Consider the following 20,760-nt stretch of genomic DNA (forward strand, 5'->3'; position numbering starts at 1 on the left):
TATTCTAAGTACAATGATTAGATTCTGTCTAGATGTTTTTGAACAACCGACAAGTTTTCCAAACACCATTCTTCCTTGGCCAATGTTTCTACAAATCTCCGGTCGTGACTGACCACCACAAGGGCAGAACCAAGTTTGGCCAGAGAAGTTTCTAAAGCTTCCAAAGATTTGAGATCTAAATGGTTAGTGGGTTCGTCTAATAAAAGTACCTCTGGACTTTTTTCCAGATGCAGTGCGAGGTAAAGTTTTTTCCCTTCTCCTGGACTGAGAGATTCTGATTCCGAAAACCGTTTGGGATCACTCCCTAGTCGGTGAATTCCCGAAAGCACTTTGGCCTTTTTCTCATCCGGCAAATTTTGAAATTCCCAAAGTAAAATGTTTAATTCGTTTTTTGAAAATTCCTGAGGCAGATACAAATAAGAAATTCCTTTCTCTTGGAAAGTTTTCACTAAATATCTGAGAAGTGTGGACTTACCTGCACCATTGGAGCCTGTGATGGCAATTTTTGAATCAGGAAGGATTACCAAATGGGAGGCAAGTGACAAAGACAGAATATCCATAGAGAGCGATTCACCATCAAACATAAATAAGGTGCTTCGTTTAGAAGGAACACTATTCCATAGAATTCCTAAATTTTCTTTTTCTGGAAGTTTGTCCCAAATTTGTTTTTCTTTTAGTTTGGAATGTTCGGTTCTTCTTTCGATTTGATTTTTCAATCGGCCTGCTTGGCCATCTTTACCAGTCACTCGGGCTAAGTTCTTTTTTTGCCTGCCGTCATGGTCATGAAGATCAAGTCCCTTCTTGGATCTATGTTTATGAGAGAGACTTGCTTCTTCCCTTCTTCGTTTGAGTTCGGCATCCAGTTTTTTACGTTCCGTTTTTGCAATTTCCCAATTGTGAATCCTTTCTTCTGCTTCTCTTTCTATTTCTTTTTTGCCTTCGGAATAATTTCCTGGCCGCTGGGAAAAGAAATTTTTTTCTAAAAATACACAAGAGGTAACAATCTCATCTAACAAAGACCTGTCGTGGCTGATGAGGATTCCAATCCCTTGGTAATACAAAATGGCATTTCGAATGATTTGCTCAGTTTTGGAATCCAGATGATTTGTGGGTTCATCTAAAATCAATACATCCGAATTTTTTGACAAAGCCATTGCCAAAAGAATCCTTCGTTTTTCACCAAAACTGAGAAACTCATAGTCCTCTACCGATTGCATTTTGATTTCGAGTAAACTCTTCCAAAATCCGGATTCTTTGGAATCATCGTAAAGAAAATAAGACAGTTCCTCTTCTGACATTTCGGTTCCTTGCGAAATCGAACAAACAAACTCGTTTCCCAAAACGATCCCTTTGTCAGGAAGGATCTCTCCACAAATGATTTTGGCTAGAGTGGATTTCCCACTTCCATTTTTTCCGACAATCCCAGTCCAACCTTTTGCGAAATGTAGGTTCAGATTTTGGAACAGAGGTTCCGACTGAGATTCGTATTGGTATGATACATTTTGAATGGTGATATGATGGGACATACGACAAGCTCCTGTTTTTCCAAATAGGGAATAGGTAAGCATGTCTCGTCCTAAAGAGATTAGGAGAAGTGTGGATTTAGTATTTTATTTTGCTTACCTATTTGATTTAAGCCGCAATCTCATGGGAGTGTACCTCTACTACGTTTGTTAGACTGATAAAATATAATAAAGTTGTCAATAGTTATTTCCCTTTGGCCATTAAGAATTTTTCCATAAACTCAGTGATGTCCCGAATGTTACGGTTAATCATCTTACGAAGTTCGGGAGGAATATTTTGTGATTTGATGACTCGGTAATAGTTCAAAGCATTTTTTAACATCTTACGACGAGCAAACTCTTGAGCCTTCATTAACATTGGTTTGTATTTATAATAGGAGTATTCCATAATCGAATAATTCTTCGACAAACGGAATGCATGTGGGATCTTTCCAAAGTCATAAGTCAGCGTTAAAAAAGGTGCATCATCGGCTTCGGGAGGTTTTAGTTCCAAAACCCCGTGGATGATTTTTTCTGGTTCCTCTTCTGTGGCTTTTTCTGCCATCTCATCCAGAGGGATGGGAGATTCTTCCTCGGCAATTTCCCCTAGGTTTCCATCGACAATTTCAATTTCAGGAGCTTCTGCATCCTCAAAGGAAGGCCCTTCCTCTTCTTCTGGTAATCCAGCCTCTTCTCTCTTTTTTCGTTCTCGAAAGACTTCATCAGCGTCGGGAAGACCAATCCTTAAATCTTCACTAGTAAGCGGACGGTTTGTGAGTTCCACCTGGATTGGTACATCTGTTTCAATGATGGTTTCAGATTTATTGGAATCCGCTTGTTCTTTGGGCTCAGATTTTGGTTTTATTAATTTATCAGTTTGGGGATCAACAGGATCCGGGAGTTCTAATTCCTTACGGAGAGAATCAGTTGTTGCCTCCAACCAATTGGGTTCTTCCTCTAACGAACGTTCATGGGGATGAAGTTGCGGTTCTTTTTCATCTCGACGTAAATCATTCGGATCAGGAAGATTAATTGTTTCAAGTCCCCAATCTTCGGAAAGTTTGAAGTTTGGTTGGTCAGGAAAGTATGGTTTTAGTAAATCGTTGAGAGAAGTTTCTTCGCCTTGCGCTTCTAGTTCTTTTGCTTTTTTTTCTATTTTCTTTAGCGCTTGGTTTTTTAAAAACTCTTCCCTCTCATGGAATCGGTCTTTTTTCCTTCGATCTTCCCCTGACCTTCGATCCTTCCTACCGGCAAGATTCGTTCGTCTATCTGGATTTTTCCTTCTTTCTTCTCCAGACCTTCGATCAACTAGTGGAAGATCCTTAAACTGTTTCCAGTCGCTCGAGAAAAAAGTATCTTCTGGAAGATCAAGTTCAGATACATCTTTTTTTGAAATTTGATCAGCTAGCGCTTGTAAATCGATAGGTTTTTTAGGAAATCCAGCTTGACCAGGACTTCCAGAAACTCCGGGCAATCCGGGTTGGCCCTGTATATCAGGAGGAACATAAAAAGGTCCCACAATTCCTGAACCTGGCGGTGCCATAGGAGTCCCAGGGAGAGCGCCAGCAAGACCACCGCTCGTCAAACCTTGGTTTAACGATTGTAAGAGTTGGTCTTGGTTTTGGATGACTTTGGGATCAAATCCTGGAGCTTGCGGGGAAGATTGTAGAAATTGATAAACGATGGGATGGACTAACTGGTTTCCCCCTGCCACATTTTGATTTACTTGAGGAGTGGAAATGGGGGTCTCGACCGGTGGTTTCCCTCCTTGTTGTGGAGTTTCCATCCTATTTGGAGGGATAATGGGCGCTGGAGATCCAACATTTTGTGAAGGCAGTTGGGGCGATTGAGGGAAGTTAGGCGGTTGCGAACTTTGGGCAAATTGAATGGCCCTTGCAATTGATTCTGCAAATAGTTCCGAAACTTCCTTCAATGCAGAAACAAGATCTGTTAAATCTTTGTCAGGTTTTGTTTGTCCGCCGGATTTAGAATCCTTCTTTTTAGGTTTCTCAACCTTACCAGGTTCCCCTCCTTTTTCCGGTGGAGGGTTATCTTCTAAAAACTCCTCTAAATCCTGAATATTCTTCTTAATTTTTTCTTTGATCTCTTGGTCAGGAATCCGGTTCCCTGTCCTTTCAAAAATCTCAATCGCTTCTTCGACTTGTTCAGCTTCCACAAGTGCTTCTGCATTAAGAAGTGGCCTTCTATGAAAGGAATACTTCGAGTTTTTGGAGATGATATCATCGGCAGAAAAACTAATGTCAGGTTTTTCTCTTCTCTGTCTTTCACCGGATGAGGATGATTCGGAACTTTCTTCTCCAAACTCACCTAACGGAAGATCGCTGAGAGATTTAGGAGCTTTTTGTTTTTCCCTTCTACCACTCCTTCCTTGTTTTGGTTCTTTCTCAGAACTTGCAACATCAGACTCATTTTTTTCATAATCATCGTCTGTTTCAAAATCCAATCCTCTTTCCGAAAGAGGTTTTGGTTTAGATTTAGGTTCTTTAGGATCTGTTTGGAAATTTAATTCCTGCCCCCGACCACCTTTCGTTTGCCTTTCTATTTTGGGTTGTTTTGGTCTCGGTTGTGTTTCTTCAATTTCTTCGGCCTGTTTTTGTTTTTGTCTTCGTCTCTGCCTAGGACTTAGATCTTGACTAGGCCGTGTTCCCCCCTCGCTCCCAGCGATCTCCTTGAGGTCGGCACCTGTGCCGGAAAGACCGAGTAACATCATAAGGGTGGTTAACATAAAAGGGTTCTATTCTTTATTTTCGAGGTTTACTATGCAGTAACTTTAGGTATAATCAAAGAATATTCAATTTCCTAGCATTTTCCGGGGCATTTTCAGCCAAAATGACCGCAAGTTCTTTTTCTGCTTGACACAAGAGAAATTCTTGCGTTTCATGGTGGCATGAAATCCGTTGCGAAAAAAAATCTCAGCTTTGCTTCCTCACCGGACAATGCAGACGGGTTGCAGTTAAAAATCACCTTCGACGAAGACACAAAAACTGCCTTCGGTGATTACACCTGCCCCGAAAAATACCAGGGTTTACCAGATCAAATCCACCCAGGGATTATTTCTACCATCTTGGATGAAATCATGGTTAAGATCAACGAAGCGATGAATTTCGAAACCACAACAGGTGAACTCACCATTCGTTTTTTGCAACCAGCAAAAGTGAATGAGCCATTACACTTACGTGGTTGGTTTGTGAAAAAGAATAAAAAAATCATAGAAAACCGTGCTGAAATAGAAAATGAGATCGGCAAAATAGTGGCCCGCGGAAAAGGTAAATATATCGAAGCTGAAGACTGATTATGCCGATGTGGTGGAATTGGTAGACGCAGTGGATTCAAAATCCACCGATGGTAACATCATGCCGGTTCGATTCCGGCCATCGGTACCAACAGTAATTTAGTTCGAACTCCTCTCACAAGCCTTTAGATAAAAATCTTCTTCGATTCTGTCTATGGCTTGTAAGATAAGGTGAATTTCCTCTTTGTTCATCTCATCAAAGATTTTCCTTCCCTCTTTTAAAATGGCAACTCCTAACGAAATTCCTTTTCGATCTTCCTCTGTATATAGACTTCCTTTTGATTCCATCTTTAGAAGAATGTCTTCCATAATCAGAATGATCTTTCGGATGAGTTCTGCATCCGAAAATACTTTAAAAAGTGCACCGATGTCTTTTCTGAAAGCATCTGCTTTTTCTTTTTCAACCTTTGAGATTAGAAATTCCATCGCAAACTCGGAATTGAGTAAACCAACTTGATTTTCATGACGGTCAAGCTCCAATACAAGTTCTTCTTCAAACTGATGGGCTGTTACATAGGAATGTAAAGCAGCAAGTCCCGCTCTTAGTGCCATAGGAAAGTGTTTTCCAAATCGAAAGATAGACATTGCTAAATTCCCAAGGATTCCCCAAATTTTTGTGGGATGATTCACAAATCCAGATAACGCATCAAAGGCGGAATCGAGCTCCTTTCTTTTGGAATACTCTGGATACAGATATTCCAAAAAAAATTGTAGTAATTGATCTATTTTGATTCGAGATATAGAACTAAACTCTGGATAAAGTTTCAAATTTTCCGGCGAATATCTTTTTTGCAGAGAGTTTTGATACATTTCAATCAGCTCTCGAAAGAGTGGATGGTTTAATACTTTGGAAGATTCTTTTTTTGGCTTCATACTTTTTTCTAAGGACAAATTATAAAACCTCATCAAAATAAGTTTCATAACGTTCCCAGTTTACCTTTTTACCTTTCGGTTGATAAGGGAGGTTTGCGTTTTTTTTAACATCCAAACCGACAAACAATGAATAAATACCTACAGCAAGGGAGATGGCTGTTTCTTTTTTGTTTTGAGTTAAATACTTCATATCTCGGCTTCGATTTACATATCCAATTTCAATAAAGGCGCATAGTGCGTTGATATAGGTAGGTAAACTATATGTCGAAATATAGGGTTTTTGAATTGGACCAAGCTCTGGGTAAGGCGAATTTTTTTCTTTCAATTGAACAGGCAAACCATATTGAACAAAACGCATCAGTTCCTTAGTTACATAATGATTATCACCACCAAAACCTTCTTTCCCTCCTTCCCTTCTCCATTCCTCTTTTTTACCTTTCTCCCTCTCCCAAAATTTACCAGTCTCTAAAAAGGATTCATGGTTTGTGGCATAAGGCCCAGGTTTTCCAATTTGTTTCTCCCAATTGGATTCATCAGCATAACGCCAACTAATCATATTTTGACGGTAACCTTCAAACTTAGATAGATCTGTATCTTTTCCGTTTTTTTTAGACCAATACCCGTGAAAATAAATCCAAGTATCAGCAATCGCATTTTCCAATTTAGACCAACCCGATTGGAAAATTAGCCACTCCGACCAAGGACCATTCGTAAAACCATTTGGTGAACTTTTCTTTTCAGAGATTTTTTTTAATTTAGAAAAAGTTTTATAGCCAGGAGTGAGAACCGCCCCCATTCCCCCTGTTTGTCCTTTGCTCGCAGGATTCAAATGTAAGGACAAAACAAGTTGCGGTTTTAATTCATTGATTTTGGAAAGTCTACCTTTTCGCCTCACGCCTGTTTTTGGATCAGGGAAGTCATACAAACGGTAAGCTGCATTAGGATCATCTGAGTTTGGGTCATCGTCAAAGGATGATTCGCGGGTAAGTTTACTCTCTAAGATCACCCTTTGAAAATCTGATTTTTTAGAGAAGAGTTTTAGGTAACCTTCAAATTCTTTCCAACCGGCTTCTGTTTCAGTAAGTTTTAGGATCTTATGGACTTCTTTTGCTAAATCAAGAACAACCTTTCTCTCTGTGATATTTCCGTGTTCTGTTCCTTGTTTGTAAGTTTCTAAGTAAGTTTGAGTGATACTATCATATTTGTCTCCATGTTGTGCTTTGGGATCTTTGGCAATTCCTCCGTGACCAGGATCCACAACAATCCGAAAGACAGGTACAGCTTCCAGAGAAAAGGAAATAAATGCAAACCAGAGAATGAGTATAGATTTATGTAAGTTTAGAGAGGATAAAAAGACCACGATGGTCATTCTCCGTTCACTAGTGAACGGAGAAAAGAAAAAGTTTATGTTCTATTTTGTACTTTGCTGTTGCCCAAAGATTTGGTTTCTATTATCACTTAAGTCTTTTCCGTATTTATCGGAGATGGCTTTTTTGTCAGCATCAGATTCTTTAAAGTCGGAGAGAATTTTGATTCCGTAATCTTTTGCAATTCGGTAATGAACGATCGAATCGTAAAATCTATCCTCGCGTGACATATCGGTAGCCAGTCCCATTTGTCCGTAGGCAATACGAAGTTTTTGTTGGGCCTCCGCGATTTCGCGGTAAGGAATGATGACTTTAGATCCTTCCCCAGAATTTTCTACAAGTTGAGCTTGTTCTTGGTTTGTGATCACATCCGCACATTCAGCAAGAAGGTTTTGTGTTTTCGTATCGTAATTTTTTGCAAATTTTCCAAGAAGATTCGTAATGTCTTTTTCTAATGCGACCATCGCTTTTCCAGAAGCAATATAAGCCCTGCGGTAGTAATAACGCAATACCACTTGGTAGTCTTTTCTGATTTTTTCTAAGGCTGTTTTAGAATCAGGAACTTCGTCCCCAAAATTAGCAGTAACAATAGTTAGAAGTTTAATTGCATTGATAACTCGGTCTTTGTTATTTTCCGAGATATTTTTGTATTGTTTGCGTTCTAAGTTATTCCCTTGGTCGAGTTTGTCTAGTTCCTCGAAGGACTCTTTCCCTTTTTCTTGTCCCCCCGACTCCTGGGCTGAGATAGACAAAGAAAAGAAACAAAACAAAAGAATGATGAAACTATTTTTTAACACGAAACTTGTTCTCCTTAAACCAAGGAGCAGATTACCAAAAATTCAGGAGGATTGACTACTATTTTTTATCCTTTTGAAAAAAGAGTAATCCATCTCCAACGGGATACAAAGTATATCCAGAAACTTGGGATTTCACCTCATCCCAAAGTGCCATCACCGCTAAATCAGAAGGTTTTTTCGGATCAGGCTTAAGGACTCGGCCATGCCAGAGCATATTATCAAATAAAAAATAAGATCCCGGTTTTGCTTTCTCCCATAAAATACGAAAGATTTCAGGATAGGTGATTTTATCACAATCTACAAAAAATAAATCCGAATTCATCCATTCATCATATTCCTTTGCCAAATAATCCATTACGGAGTCAGTCACCCGTTTAACATGAATTTGCTCCAATATTCCCATTTTTTTAGCATATCCATCCATTAGGTCCGCCTGTTCTTTATGGCGATCCACAGTCACAAACCTTGTCTCTCGTGATCCTTGCGCCATCCAAAGAGTAGAATATCCAAGCCCTGTTCCTAATTCCAAAATTTGTTTGGGCCTAACGAGAGAAACTAAATGAGATAAAACTGCCCCAGTGGCTGCAGTTACTATGGGAATATTTTTCTCTTTGGCATAAGTTTCCATTTCTGCAAAAACAGAATTCGGTTTGTATACAAGACTAGAATCAATATATGGCTCCAAATCTGGAATGTAAATGCTTGGCCTTGGTTTCATGACTTAGGAGGTAAAAATAAAGAAATTCTATCTTTTAAAATTGACGGAACTTTTTTACGAACAAGGTCGTTTAACTCTCGATAACTATAACGTTTAGAAGGGTGAATCAAGACAATGGCTTCATTCTCAAATAGGGAGGCATGTGCTACGATTTCATCAAAATGAGTATGTCCCCATTCCCGTGCCCTGTTCACATCTCTTTTGTCACAAAAGTAAGTACATTCCATAAAGAGTATTTTACTTTTACGAACATCTTCATTTTCTAATACGTATTCTATTTTTGTATCCCCAGAAAATGAAACGTAAGGTAGAGAAACTTCTTCTGTCGGATCTTCTCCCAAATCTTTTTTATTTCGGATCTCTTCGGAACTTAGACTCGTCCATTCTTTCTTAAGTTTTCGTTTCGTTTCATATACAGTATAACCTTGGGATGGAACTCTATGGAAACTTTCCCAAGGTTTAAAAAAATATCCGGGTTTCAATTCAACCCTGTCTCCATAATTCAACCCAATGAGTTCACAAGAATATTCAAAATCTTCAATTTCCGAATATAGTTTTAAAATTTGGGACATCTTTGGTTCCAAAGATTTAGGAAGATAAATTTTGGGAACAGGTAATTTACGAAGGCTTCTTTGCGATACATAGTATGGAATTCCACAAGAATGGTCCAGATGGGCATGGGATAATAAAATCCTTCCTATATGAATTTTATCAGGATTGATAAATCCGAAATCAAACATAAAATCAAGCGAAGGACAAATGATGGACGTCCGAATCCCTCCTTCGGAAAGTCCTTCAAACTTGGTTCCTTTGTATTCAAAACTTGCTGTTAACATCAATCTTCTGGATTCAAAACTTTAACAGATCCTTTCCAGGAAGATTCTAAAGTTTTAGGTCCCACAACAGTAACAATCAACTTATCTGATTGAAAATACAATTTACCAACTCGCTTTAAATCAGAAAGAGTCAGACGATCAATTTCGCTTCTAAAATTTTGTAGGTAACCATCAGGCATTTTATGATCACGTCTGCGCACTTCGCTCATAAGTGTCCGTTTATCATCCTCAAATTGAAAAACAAATTGATTGATGATAGCATTTTTGGCACGAACTAATTCCTCTTCTGTAAGTGAATCAATCAGTTTAGGTTGGATCAGTTCACGCATAAGACTAAGGACTTCCTTTGCCGATTCCGTTTTTGTCATAGCAAAGAATTGAATGGTTCCATAATTTTCCTGGAATTCCGTATTACTACCTGCGGAATAAGCTAGTCCTCGATTGTTTCGAATCTCCCTCATATAATAGGAGTTAAATCCGCCGGCGCCAATAATATAATTTAAAACTTGAATGGCATAAAAATCAGGATGATTGTGTTCTGGAAGGACTCCTATCATGGAAATAAAAGTTTGGTTTACATCCTTTGTTATGAGCCGAATTTCCTTACCTTCTTTTTTTACATTTTCTGATAACAGGGAGGGAGTAATTAGTTCCGATTCGCGTTCATCTGTTTTCTCATTGAATTTAGGAAAAAAATTATCAAAAGCTTTTAAATCATAATCACCAGTCACAAGGAATCTTCGTTTCTCTGCAGACAAAATCTCTTTTTGAAATTGGACTAAATTTTCCAACGAAAGTGATTCCAAGGAAGTTAGCTGCATCGAAGTTCCCAAAAGAGTTCCCCGAAACAAAGACTCTTTTGCTTTCCTAGAACCAAGAGCCGTAGGATTATCATTTCTGCGTTTGATTTCTTCAGAGAGTTTTCCCTTTGTAGTTTTCATTAAGGACTCATCTAAATTTGGCGCATTAAAAAAGGATTGTATAACGGGAAGAACTTCCTTTTCCGTGGATTTTAGATAAGCAAAACTAAACATAGTTTTTTCGTAATCAATTGTAACAGAAAAGGTTGCTCCATAAAACTCTAAAGTTTCCAAAAACTTTTCTTTGGGATAAGTTTTTGATCCCGACAGTTCCCAACTATCTTCCAGTAATCTAGTAATTTCAACTGGTCGTTTTCCTAAATGTTTTTTCCCATGATAAACATAAAGATCTGCATACACGATAGGGAACTCAGAATTTTTCAAAGAAAAAACTTCAACGCCTGATGGTTGTTTCACGGAACTGATTTTGGGGACTTCAAACTCTAAAGGTTTGAACTTTAAATCACGAACAAAATCGCCCATCTCCCGTGCAGAAAGGCTAAAAAAACTAATACCTATTAAAAATATAATCTTACTTTTCATTCTGATTTTTTCCTTACATCTTCCAATACACCAACAACTACTTTATCTTTGGATAGATAAGTTGGAATCAAAGATTGAATATCCTTTGATGAGGTCTGCATGATGGAGGTGTATTGTCGGAAGAGCCCTGCCCAATCGCCATATAACAATTGATAGTAACTTAAAAGATCTGCAATACTTGCGTTTTCGTCCATAGTTTTGATAAAGTCCGAAACCATATGGTTTTTTACTTTATCCAATTCTTCTTTTGGGATTCCATTTTCTTTTATTTTAGATAATTCTTCCCAAATGATATTTTCAATAAGTTCCGGTTTGGCATCTTCCCTTGGTTTCACAAAAAATACAAAATAGTTTTGGTATCTTTCTCCTGGATAACCATTGGCCGCTCCCACACTTACTGCTAGTTTTTCTTCTAAAACCAGTCGCTTGTATAATCTTGATCCAGTTCCTGAAGTAAGGACAGTGGACAATACATCAAAGGAAGAATTGTCTTTATGTGGATAAGGAGGCTTTAAAAACCCCATCATCATTTGACTTCCAGAGGGATGATATACTTTAAATCGTTTTTCACCTGGGAACGATTTTTCTTCTACCTTATACGTTGGTCTTGGTTTCCCCGGTTTTAAATCGGAAAAATATTTCCTAATAATGGACTCTGTTTCTTCAAAATCAAATTGCCCAACAACAGAAATCACCATCCGATCGGGAGTGTAATGTTTTTGAAAGAAGGCTTTTGTATCTTCAATTTTTAAAAAAGGAAGACCTGTCGAATATCCAATCACTGGTTTTCTGTAAGGATGGCTTTCAAAAGCGATAGAGAAAAATTTTTCTCTTAGGACACCAGCCCCACTGTCATCGGTTCTCATCCGACGTTCTTCAATCACAACATCTCTTTCTGTATAGTATTCACGTAATACGGGATTTTTTAGCCGATCTGATTCAATCTTTGCCCAAACTTCAATTCGGTTATTAGGAAGTTGGATTTGATAATTGGTTACATCTTGTGAAGTATAAGCATTAAAACCCACCTCACCATTTTGTTCATAAATATAAGAATCCTCATTTTTCACAATAAAGCTGTCTTGTAATTGGATCAGATTTTTTAATCTACGATTCAAAGTATCCGCTTCTTGTTGCAAAGAAGGTGGAATGATTTCTCCCCTTGTGGTGAGATCTCGAATTTTTAATTTGATGTCATCAAGTTCCGTTCCCCAAACTTCAATTTGTTTTTGGTATTTTTCTTCTTTTTCGAAATCTGTAGTTCCCACAGTTTTTGTTCCTTTGAAGAGCATATGTTCCAAAAGATGGGCTGTGCCCGCTTCTTCTGGTGTTTCATCTACTGCACCCACAAGAAATTTGATGTACAAAGCAACTGTTGGCGAAGTACCTCGTTTCATCATCACAACAGTAAGTCCATTTTCCAAACGAATGGTTTTGATCTTTTCTCGAAACTGGGACTCAGAGGTTCCAAAAAATTGGTCTTCGGAAAAAAGCGGTAAAAATTGTAGAGTGAAACAAAGGAAAAAGATTCGTAATTTCGACATCATCTACTAGTCTTGAAGTTGGAAATGGTTCGTAAACTTCTAATTTTAAGTCTCTTTTGTTCCTGTCGCCTCTTTACCATTGCAGATCCCAATTATGTGGAACAAGCATTGCTCAATGAAAAAGATGAGGGGTTTATCTCTCGTGAATTTTTTCAAATCAAAGTCGAAATTCCCATTACTTACAAAGAAGTTTCTGGATTGGCTAGACGGGAAGATTGTAAACAAAGAGCTTTCATCGAAAGGGAGAAAATCAGCTTACCCTACCTCCTGCAGATCCAAAGACAAAAACATCGGTTGGGAGAAGGATTTACTGAGTATACAGCATCCCTAGAAGGAAAGGATCGGCAGACGAGGGTGGCTACGAATACTTCTCAAAACACTACCACTACAACCGGGACTCAAATAACTCCTACTACTGTGGCCACTCCAATCCTCCTCCAAAATGCCCAAACAACCCAAGGGCAAAACACTACAAATCCATCACAATCGTCGGTCATTGGCCAGAACCTAGGCGAAGTTAGGGGGAATCCCGAAGAGAAAAAAGAAAATCATGTAGAAAACTTACACAACTTTGCCTGGTTTTTTGATGGCCTTGAGCTCTATAAAGAAGATTACTCAGACCGAACAAAATGTGCTTTCCTATTCCGTAACATCCAACCAAAATTAATGGAACGTGTGGAAAAAACTCCCATATCAGAACCTAGGAAATTGTAGATGAATAAAACACTAACAAAGATTATACTTTCTATCGCTTTTGCTATTCTCGTTTGGAGCTGTAAATCCAAAGAAACCAAAGAAGTTGTCCCACCAACTAAAGACATAGAAAATGAAGCAGTATTAGAATTTACAAAAGCAAAAGAAGGATTTATATCGGAAACATTATTTCAAGTTGCTGTATCAAGTGTTTTGGAAACAGAAGCTGCTAGAGTCGAAGAAGCAAAAACCATTGCGGAACAAAAATCTCTTAACTTATTAAAAACATATACCATCCCCAATCTATCGGACAAAGGACGCAAAGAACTCCGTGAAATATCCAAAGAAGGAAAGATTGTGGATAAAAACGTTTCTATTGGAGGAAGGTATTTTTTCTTATACCAAATTCAAAAATCCAATTTGAAACGTCTCGTTACTAAAGATTTAGAATAATCTTAGTAACTGAATTAAATGGAAAACGATTTGTTCACTTTAGCAGGGATACAAATGTTTTTCACAAAATTACAATAAAACAATTTTGCATCCAATTGCAATTTCCCTTTTCCTTCCACTTGGAAGGTTAAGGGTTTTACATATTCGAAATATTCCGGCTTTTTAGGATGCACTGGCCCTTTTAGTTTTAGATCAGCATTCAAAACTTTGAGCCCATCATTTCCTGATAAAAAAATCCGGTGAGGGGCTTCCATCTGAAATCCAAAGTCTTTAGGTAAAAACATTTCCAACTCATACTTACCAGGAGATTTCTGTTTGATCGAAATATCGATAGGATGGGAATCAAGAGGTTCTGCAGAGAGCGTAGAGAAAAGCCGAGTTCCCCCTACAGACCCCATAAATACCAAAACAGAAAGTATGAAAAGAATTCGCGTTTGCTTCATACTACTTAGACTTATAAAACTTTCCGTAAAACCACACAACGATTGGAATTTGTGCCTTTTTCGTTGTTGGAGACCTGCCAACAATTGGATAGTTTTGTAAAACTTTGTGTATGGACATAGGTTTTGTTCCACACAAGTCCCGTTCCTTCCGCCATCCTAACTACATCTTCATCCAAATAAAGAATGGAATTTCCCTTTTTTACCTCTCCTACTTCCATCACCATATAGGCACCTTTCTTTAATACCCTTGCTGATTCCTTAAGAGTTGATCGAATGAAGGCATTCCAATCATTTAAATTACTAAAAATGCTGAGTTTTCTTTCTTCTGATTTTTTAATATCAAGAAACCAGTGGCGTAACCAGTTGTCTCCTTCATAGTCAACCTTATCCAAAAAAGGCGGAGAGGTGACAATCAAATCGACTGATTCCGAATCAATATCAGGAACGGAATTTGCAGAATTTAAGGAATACAAATTGTTTTTCGAAAATTCATGATAAAACGGTGGAATTGGCAATGCTAAATCTCGTTTCATTTTTTGATAAATTCTAGGTTTGATGGGACGATATTCAGGAGATTGTCCCCTTTTGATATTATTTTTAGCCTGTGACTCAGGAGGTATCGAGACTTGCGGAAAAGTATACACGGAAAAAAATCCAGTGCTATGTCCATGTAACCGAGAGAGAGCAATAAGTGAAATGAACTTCATTTCCACAGACGGATCTTCTGCCATGTATTTTTTTAGATTTTTAATTTCTTTGAGTGTACGTGGATGAAAAAAAGGAAGAAGATTTATATCAAATGGATCATCCTCCACTTCTCTATCCAAATCCAAAGAATTTAACTTTTTTTCCAATTCCTCAAGCCGCGGAACGTATTGCCTTGCACTCGCAAGAAAAATAGACAACGGGTGAATGTCATTATGAACTGCAACATGACCTTCAATATTGGCTTGAATGGCCGTAGTTCCACGACCACCAAACGGGTCATAAACGACTTTATTTTTCTTTTTTAAAAATTCCTTCATAAAGAAAGAAGGAAGTTCCGGTTTAAATGAAGCTCTATAACTTACAGTATGGTGAATCGGATGTCCTTGGCGTTGTTTTGCAGTCCAAAACTCACCAAATACAATCTTATCGGAATCCTTTAATAATCTACCTGCTCCTGCCATCCTTTGCAAAAGCCTCCTCTCTCTTTATAGAAAGATCGGAGGAAAGGCGATTCTTAAGTTGGATTTTTATTAAAAGCTATGGGACATAGTCTTTCCAATTTGGGAAGAGAGATTCTATTTCCGGGAGTGGATTGGATTTTACGATTACCTCTTTTGAGACTCTATCATCCATATAACTAATGCTATGTGCATGTAGAAGTTGCCTCTCTGCTCCAAGCTCCCTCAATAAAGCAGGAGTTAATCCAGATTGAACAAAATCCAAAAACATAGTTTCTCTTGGACCGTATAGCTTATCTCCAAGAATCGGATAACCCAAATACAGAAGGCTCACGCGAATTTGATGAATTCTGCCAGTAACTGGCCGCACGAGCACCAAACTAATATTTTGCGATTCATTAAAACATAGAGGTTTAAAATTTGTAGATACCGATTTAGAATCCAAAAATTCTTCTAAAGAGAACTTCATTTTTTTCCGAACGGCCGAATTTGTATCTTTGCCAATAAACCCGTCCAAACTGATTTCCTTTTCAAAAAAACCCCGAACCACAGCTAAATACTCTTTCTGAACTTCTCTTGACTCAAATTTTTTTTGGAGCCAAGTCCGACTCTCATCTGATTTTGCAAAGATCACGATCCCTGAAGTTTCACGGTCTAACCTGTGAACAGGAATTACGGTTGGATAAGTTTTCTCAAGGAGGTTTAAGAGAGTTTGCGTGCGATACCTCCCCGCCGGATGCATCGGTAAATTCCCCGGTTTATCCACAAAAAGAAAGTCTTCTGTTTCTTTCAGAATCACGAAGTTCGTATCGACTTCCGGTTCTTTTATTCGTCCTGGTATGGGTTCGTAAGTGAGAGTATCACCTTCCCTTAGTACCAAATCGGGAGTCGCAATTTGATCTTGTACTTTCACACGACTCTTTTCCAAAAGGAAGAGCCACTCCTCAGTACTATGGTAAGGAAATTTTGTCGATAAAAATGCAATGACCGTCTTACCCGAGTAGGGATAACGAATCGCCGATTTGTAGCAGGTCATTTATTATGATTCAGTCTTTGATTCATCTGTAGGAAACTCTGAATCTAATGTTTCTCCAAAAGGATCACCTGGTTCATCGGCAACACCTACTACTGATGAATTGTCTTCTTCCTTTGGATCACTTTGAGATTCTTCAGGATTATTTTGTTCCGGTGTTGTCTCCTCTTCTGCCTTACCTGATTGTAAAAACTCACCAAGGATTTCCAAATCCTTTTCCGTTAAGTTGTAGAATTGGCAACCAACGCGAAAATTCGTTTCTTGGTTACGGATGTTTTTGATGATTCCTCGAATGGTGACCCGTTTGCCCTCTTCCAAGTTTAAATCAAAAAGGATCGTGCCATTCATAGTGACCGATCTGGAAAAAGAACGGGATGGTGCATGAATAAAACTAATACCACCCATACTTAAATCCATAACCTGGCAAATATCCCGCGACTCTTGGAACACCCCAGTAATTATGATATCTCGACTCACAGCATTGGCGAAGGTTTGGATTTGTTTATAAATCTCAAGGTCAAGTGGCTTTTCCGATAATACTTGTACGTATCCAAGATGTACATAACCCTTATACTTAATGGGGGCACAGATTTCTGAGGTATAAGAGTCCGGTATCTTAGAATTATCGAAAATTCTCAAATACTCATCAAAAGGAAAAAAATCTGGAGACGCCGTCGACTTCTCCTTACGATCAATGATAAAAATATCTTTGTCATAATGATGCATGAGCCGTAACCTATTATCCATACGACCTGCAAAGAAAATAGACGAAAGAGGGAATGCTTTGGCTAGTTTTGTTCTGTATGCAAGTAGAATCGCATCAACTTTTTTGTCATCAAATCCTATTGCTTTCGAAACATCATTTACGTTGATGATATTAGAAACAACCATTCCAGTTTGAATTTGGCTTGCCTCTACCCGTGATCCTTGTCGAGTAGCTGCGGTAATCTGTATCTTAACAGGCGTTAAAATCTCGATTCCGTTCCCATCACCCCCTGCAACAAGAAAATGTGCCAAAAATTTACTGCCATTATGAACAACTGTTAGGATTCGATCCCTATTCGGAAATTTTAAATTAGTATTGATAACGAGGGCTTTATTTTTTAAGGCAATGATCTTTACAGGGTACTCTTTGTCCGAATTGACAATATAGGCAGGTAGTTTACCGAACAGTGCGGTGATTACCTTTAAAATACCATCGGGGTCTTTGATTTCCTTATCCATAGTCAACCGTGAAGTTTATGAAGCAACATCGTTCGCTTTATGTCCACCAAAGTTTTGGCTCCGGTAACACTCATAGATTGTTTTAACTCTTCCGAATATTTTTGTAATAAAAAACGAATTCCTGCATCTTCTCCACCAACAAGAGAAATAGCAACCGGACGTCCCAAGAGAATTGCATCTGCACCAAGAGCCAACATTTTAAAAACATCCATCCCAGATCGAATCCCTCCATCAACAAGGAGAGGAATTTTACCCTTCACTACTTCGGCAATTTTAGGAAGGACTCGAGCCGTTCCCGGCATCCCATCCAATACTCTTCCTCCATGATTTGAAACAACAATCGCGGAAAATCCACCTTCCACAGCAAGTTTTGCATCTTCGGGATTCATAATCCCTTTCAAAATAAAAGGCAACTTTGTTTTTTCTTTCAAACGAATCAAACGGTCAAGTGGTCTTGTGATACTAGATAAATTCTTTTGAATCATAGTTTTAAAATTCACAGCGTCGATATCCATCCCGAGAGCGAACACTCCGTCCGCTTCTGCTTCCGAAAAACGGTCCACTAACATCGATTCATCTTCTCTTGGTTTGCAGATTAAAATTCCTTTTCCAGAAGATTTTTTTAATGCATCTAACATGATTTTATATTTTTCGGGAGAAGCACCATCTCCAAGCCAAGCAAGACTTCCATTTTGAACAAAGGAGCGAACCACCAGATTGGCATAATCTGCATCGGTCATCACAAAATTCATATTGGTCCCAACTCCTGTCATTGGAGCTGCCATAATCGGAGTTTTTAGATCATAACCCAAAAACTTTGTCTGAATCTCAGGGAATACATGGTCTCGGATATATCCCGGTAAAATCGAATATTCAGAAAGGGCAACACTGTTGTCGTGGAAGGTTTCCATACGACCCACTCCTCCCATTCCTGGAATTCCCGAAGCACAATTACTTCCATCACATTGTTTACAAACCCAACAAATATCTTTTCCAAAACGAATTCGTGCTTGGTCATTAATTTCTTTTTCTGTTATGGAAAACTGTTCATCCACTTCGAAACGGATGGTCTGTTTTACTTTTTCGAATACAGTTTCCGCATCTTTTAAAGTATCCGCAACGATAATGACGTGTCCCGACTTATCTATGTTATTTGTCGGTTCCTTAATAATATCCCCAGGTTTAGATTGGATAAAAACTTCAGAAACTCCGTCAATTTTCTTTGTCTCTTCAACTCCACCAATCGAAAGCAGTTTTCCAGGTTTTGAAAGTAAGGAACGTTCAATGGAAACACGACTTAGAACAGGATCTAAATTGTCTGGTGTTTCCCCAAGAGAGATAAGTAGGGCTGCACGGTTTAAATTGACACCTGTGGATAAAGGATAAGTGAATGCAGACATAAACCCACCGGAAAGCCTCGCTGCAATTTCACCAATTTTAACACCCTCTTTTGTGACTTTGATATCACCCTTTCCCGCACCTAAATGGATACCTAGAGCTCGCATTCCGCCAGCCATCACTCGTTCCACTTCGTCCAAAACTTCCTTAGACATCGCAGAAGGCATGTTATGCCCTACTTCGATAAAGTAAGGTTCCCTTTCAATGATTCTATCAGCAATCCCCGTCATTCGAATTTGGCCTTGAAACGCTAAAGCATCCACAGAAAGTTCAGGACCTTCCATATATTCTTCTAAAATCAATTCTCCAGTAGGACAAAACCTTTTTGCATGTCGGAATGCTGTGGGCAAGTCATCTTTATGATTAACCTTAATGACCCCACGAGCCCCCATATTGTCTGCCGGTTTCATCACCAGAGGGAAGGTCAATGAATCCAAAGCATCTTTAGCATCTTGCAAAGACCAAACAGCCGCAAAACGAGGGATTGGCATTCCGAATTCTTTTAGTCTTTGACGCATCTTTACTTTGTTAGATGCCGCTTCTGCATCAACAAATCGGATTCCTGGTAGCTGTAAAGCGGAAGCAACAGCAGCCACAGTCATACTTGCATCAGTTCCGGCAGTGATCACACCATGAATAGGAGAATTTTGGGCAAATTTTTTAGATTCCCGAACCATTCCTTCTACGTCTTTTGTAGACATGACGATTGCTTCATCCGCAATTTGAAAACCAATCGATGATGGATTCATATCGGCAACGACTGTATGGAGTCGCATGGTTTTTGCAGTTTGGATGATGGGAACTTGTAACAATCCTCCACCAATGATGAGAATGGTTTTACCTTCTACCGATTTCAAATGGTAACGCTCTCTGCCTCTAAAACAAAATTTGTTTTGATCTTTCTTGTGATGGAACCTTTTTGAATGATCCCCCCAGCAAGTAGATAATCTCCATTTGTTTCATAAAATGTCGCCGATTGTCCTGGGGTCACACTTTTCACATCTTCCAAAAATTCAACTTTCCAAGTGTTTCCGAGAGATGTCACCTTACAGTGCACAGGTGCACTTCTGTAACGGATTTGAACTTTCATTTCTTTTGATGCACCTACTGGCATAGGAGCCAGTGCTTGGTAAGTAATCTCTTCTAAAACAAAAGATTCAGAAACCGTTTCTTCCTCTTCCCCAAGAACAACCGTTCCATCATCTTCTATAGACAAAACATAAAGTGGGTTTTTCCAAGCGATTCCAAGTCCCTTTCTTTGTCCGATTGTGAATCCTTCTTTTCCTTGGTGTTTTCCAATGATCTGACCAGATGCTAGTTTGAAAAATCCTGGAGTGAACTCCATTCCTTTCTTCTTCAAAAAGGATCTATAATCATTTTCAGGAATAAAACAAATTTCTTGTGATTCTGGTTTTTCTGCCACAGGAAGCCCCATTCGTTTTGCGATTTCACGCACTTGGGCTTTATCCATTTCACCTAGCGGAAAAACGGTATTTTTAATATTTTCTTGGGACAAACCGTACAGATAGTACGCCTGATTTTTTTTCATGTCCACAGCATTACGGATTGCATAACGTCCATCTACCTGGACGACACGTGCATAATGTCCCGTTGCAATTTTATCTATACCCAAAATCTTTGCTTGTTCAAAAAGAGCACCAAACTTAACAAAAGTGTTACATTCCACACATGGGTTAGGTGTCCTTCCATCTTTATAATCATTAATAAATCGATCGATGACTCGTTCCCCAAATACTTTTTCCATTTTAATTACGTAAAAAGGAATGTTTAAAGAAAGACCTACATCACGGGCATCACGAATGTCTTCCGGAGAACAGCAGGATTTTTTAGTGGTATCACAAGCGGGAGCTTCATATTCCCAAGTTCGTAGGTTGACTCCGATCACATCGTAACCCGCTTCCATAAGAAGTCCTGCGGCAACTGCGCTATCTACCCCACCACTCATTGCCACTATGATTTTTTCTTTTTCTTTCACC

General features: G+C 38.7%; 18 protein-coding genes and 1 tRNA gene. 4 read left to right on the forward strand and 15 right to left on the reverse strand.

The genetic code is table 11. The features are described from left to right. Nucleotides 1-17: 17 nt before the first annotated feature. Both ND811_RS07790 and ND811_RS07795 read right to left on the reverse strand, forming a co-directional pair. A complete protein-coding gene (locus ND811_RS07790) occupies nt 18-1,526 on the reverse strand; it encodes an ATP-binding cassette domain-containing protein (protein WP_265351624.1) in 1,509 nt (502 codons plus the stop codon). A 181-nt stretch (nt 1,527-1,707) separates the two neighbouring features. Beyond that, entirely contained in the window at nt 1,708-4,248 is a 2,541-nt protein-coding gene (locus ND811_RS07795) for an RAD23 family protein (RefSeq protein ID WP_265351496.1), read from the reverse strand. A 162-nt stretch (nt 4,249-4,410) separates the two neighbouring features. Between ND811_RS07795 and ND811_RS07800 the strand changes: the two genes are divergently transcribed. After that, complete coding sequence (locus ND811_RS07800; RefSeq protein ID WP_002973585.1) at nt 4,411-4,815, forward strand: PaaI family thioesterase; 405 nt, start codon at nt 4,411-4,413, stop codon at nt 4,813-4,815. 4 nt (nt 4,816-4,819) lie between these two features. Next, nucleotides 4,820-4,906 (forward strand) — tRNA-Leu (locus ND811_RS07805). An 8-nt stretch (nt 4,907-4,914) separates the two neighbouring features. On the opposite strand, the gene ND811_RS07810 is transcribed toward ND811_RS07805, so the two are convergent. Genes ND811_RS07810 through ND811_RS07840 form a run of 7 tightly spaced genes read right to left on the reverse strand, consistent with a single transcriptional unit; the run spans nt 4,915 to nt 12,356 of the window. Next, nucleotides 4,915-5,688, reverse strand: coding sequence for a hypothetical protein (locus ND811_RS07810; RefSeq protein WP_265351497.1), 774 nt, complete (start codon nt 5,686-5,688; stop codon nt 4,915-4,917). Nucleotides 5,689-5,707: 19 nt separating this feature from the next. Beyond that, nucleotides 5,708-7,048: an N-acetylmuramoyl-L-alanine amidase gene (locus tag ND811_RS07815; protein WP_407658891.1), complete on the reverse strand. Its 1,341-nt coding sequence runs from the start codon at nt 7,046-7,048 to the stop codon at nt 5,708-5,710. Between the two features lie 51 nt (nt 7,049-7,099). Next, the gene (locus ND811_RS07820; RefSeq protein WP_265351499.1) at nt 7,100-7,852 is read right to left on the reverse strand and encodes a hypothetical protein; all 753 of its coding nucleotides are present in this window, start codon (nt 7,850-7,852) and stop codon (nt 7,100-7,102) included. Nucleotides 7,853-7,910: 58 nt separating this feature from the next. Continuing rightward, the gene (locus tag ND811_RS07825; protein WP_265351500.1) at nt 7,911-8,570 is read right to left on the reverse strand and encodes an O-methyltransferase; all 660 of its coding nucleotides are present in this window, start codon (nt 8,568-8,570) and stop codon (nt 7,911-7,913) included. Continuing rightward, nucleotides 8,567-9,406: an MBL fold metallo-hydrolase gene (locus ND811_RS07830; protein ID WP_265351501.1), complete on the reverse strand. Its 840-nt coding sequence runs from the start codon at nt 9,404-9,406 to the stop codon at nt 8,567-8,569. The genes ND811_RS07825 and ND811_RS07830 overlap by 4 nt, the downstream gene beginning before the upstream one ends. Beyond that, complete coding sequence (locus tag ND811_RS07835; protein ID WP_265351502.1) at nt 9,406-10,809, reverse strand: M16 family metallopeptidase; 1,404 nt, start codon at nt 10,807-10,809, stop codon at nt 9,406-9,408. The genes ND811_RS07830 and ND811_RS07835 overlap by 1 nt, the downstream gene beginning before the upstream one ends. Continuing rightward, a complete protein-coding gene (locus ND811_RS07840) occupies nt 10,806-12,356 on the reverse strand; it encodes a M16 family metallopeptidase (RefSeq protein ID WP_265351503.1) in 1,551 nt (516 codons plus the stop codon). Before ND811_RS07840 ends, ND811_RS07835 begins: the two co-directional genes overlap by 4 nt. Nucleotides 12,357-12,377: 21 nt before the next feature. On the opposite strand from ND811_RS07840, the gene ND811_RS07845 reads away from it, so the two are divergent. Then, nucleotides 12,378-13,067: a hypothetical protein gene (locus ND811_RS07845; protein WP_265351504.1), complete on the forward strand. Its 690-nt coding sequence runs from the start codon at nt 12,378-12,380 to the stop codon at nt 13,065-13,067. Continuing rightward, nucleotides 13,068-13,499 carry a lipoprotein gene (locus ND811_RS07850; protein WP_265351505.1) on the forward strand — a complete coding sequence of 144 codons (432 nt, stop codon included), beginning with the start codon at nt 13,068-13,070 and terminating at the stop codon, nt 13,497-13,499. 14 nt (nt 13,500-13,513) lie between these two features. Here ND811_RS07850 and mpl17 read toward each other — a convergent pair whose 3' ends face one another. From mpl17 to mnmA, 6 genes are all read right to left on the reverse strand, one after another. Beyond that, on the reverse strand, nt 13,514-13,942 hold the full coding sequence (gene mpl17 / locus ND811_RS07855; RefSeq protein WP_265351506.1) for a cell surface protein MPL17: 429 nt from the start codon (nt 13,940-13,942) through the stop codon (nt 13,514-13,516). An 11-nt stretch (nt 13,943-13,953) separates the two neighbouring features. Further along, on the reverse strand, nt 13,954-15,111 hold the full coding sequence (locus ND811_RS07860; RefSeq protein ID WP_265351507.1) for a DNA methyltransferase: 1,158 nt from the start codon (nt 15,109-15,111) through the stop codon (nt 13,954-13,956). Nucleotides 15,112-15,187: 76 nt separating this feature from the next. Continuing rightward, nucleotides 15,188-16,144, reverse strand: coding sequence for an RluA family pseudouridine synthase (locus ND811_RS07865; protein ID WP_265351508.1), 957 nt, complete (start codon nt 16,142-16,144; stop codon nt 15,188-15,190). 3 nt (nt 16,145-16,147) lie between these two features. After that, nucleotides 16,148-17,365 (reverse strand): PilZ domain-containing protein, encoded by a 1,218-nt coding sequence (locus tag ND811_RS07870; protein ID WP_265351509.1) that lies wholly within the window; start codon nt 17,363-17,365, stop codon nt 16,148-16,150. Between the two features lie 2 nt (nt 17,366-17,367). Continuing rightward, complete coding sequence (locus ND811_RS07875) at nt 17,368-19,620, reverse strand: alpha-hydroxy-acid oxidizing protein (RefSeq protein ID WP_265351510.1); 2,253 nt, start codon at nt 19,618-19,620, stop codon at nt 17,368-17,370. Next, nucleotides 19,617-20,759 (reverse strand): tRNA 2-thiouridine(34) synthase MnmA, encoded by a 1,143-nt coding sequence (mnmA, locus tag ND811_RS07880; protein ID WP_265351625.1) that lies wholly within the window; start codon nt 20,757-20,759, stop codon nt 19,617-19,619. Before mnmA ends, ND811_RS07875 begins: the two co-directional genes overlap by 4 nt. Between the last annotated feature and the right edge of the window lies 1 nt (nt 20,760).

Source organism: Leptospira soteropolitanensis, assembly GCF_026151655.1.
GTDB classification, from domain to species: Bacteria; Spirochaetota; Leptospiria; order Leptospirales; family Leptospiraceae; genus Leptospira_A; species Leptospira_A soteropolitanensis.

Coding starts and splice junctions, on each gene's coding strand:
- ND811_RS07790 (WP_265351624.1), bottom strand. CDS start 1,526: ATGTCCCATCATATCACCATTCAAAATGTATCATACCAATACGAATCT.
- ND811_RS07795 (WP_265351496.1), bottom strand. CDS start 4,248: ATGTTAACCACCCTTATGATGTTACTCGGTCTTTCCGGCACAGGTGCC.
- ND811_RS07800 (WP_002973585.1), top strand. CDS start 4,411: ATGAAATCCGTTGCGAAAAAAAATCTCAGCTTTGCTTCCTCACCGGAC.
- ND811_RS07810 (WP_265351497.1), bottom strand. CDS start 5,688: ATGAAGCCAAAAAAAGAATCTTCCAAAGTATTAAACCATCCACTCTTT.
- ND811_RS07825 (WP_265351500.1), bottom strand. CDS start 8,570: ATGAAACCAAGGCCAAGCATTTACATTCCAGATTTGGAGCCATATATT.
- ND811_RS07830 (WP_265351501.1), bottom strand. CDS start 9,406: ATGTTAACAGCAAGTTTTGAATACAAAGGAACCAAGTTTGAAGGACTT.
- ND811_RS07835 (WP_265351502.1), bottom strand. CDS start 10,809: ATGAAAAGTAAGATTATATTTTTAATAGGTATTAGTTTTTTTAGCCTT.
- ND811_RS07840 (WP_265351503.1), bottom strand. CDS start 12,356: ATGATGTCGAAATTACGAATCTTTTTCCTTTGTTTCACTCTACAATTT.
- ND811_RS07845 (WP_265351504.1), top strand. CDS start 12,378: ATGGTTCGTAAACTTCTAATTTTAAGTCTCTTTTGTTCCTGTCGCCTC.
- ND811_RS07850 (WP_265351505.1), top strand. CDS start 13,068: ATGAATAAAACACTAACAAAGATTATACTTTCTATCGCTTTTGCTATT.
- mpl17 (WP_265351506.1), bottom strand. CDS start 13,942: ATGAAGCAAACGCGAATTCTTTTCATACTTTCTGTTTTGGTATTTATG.
- ND811_RS07860 (WP_265351507.1), bottom strand. CDS start 15,111: ATGGCAGGAGCAGGTAGATTATTAAAGGATTCCGATAAGATTGTATTT.
- ND811_RS07865 (WP_265351508.1), bottom strand. CDS start 16,144: ATGACCTGCTACAAATCGGCGATTCGTTATCCCTACTCGGGTAAGACG.
- ND811_RS07870 (WP_265351509.1), bottom strand. CDS start 17,365: ATGGATAAGGAAATCAAAGACCCCGATGGTATTTTAAAGGTAATCACC.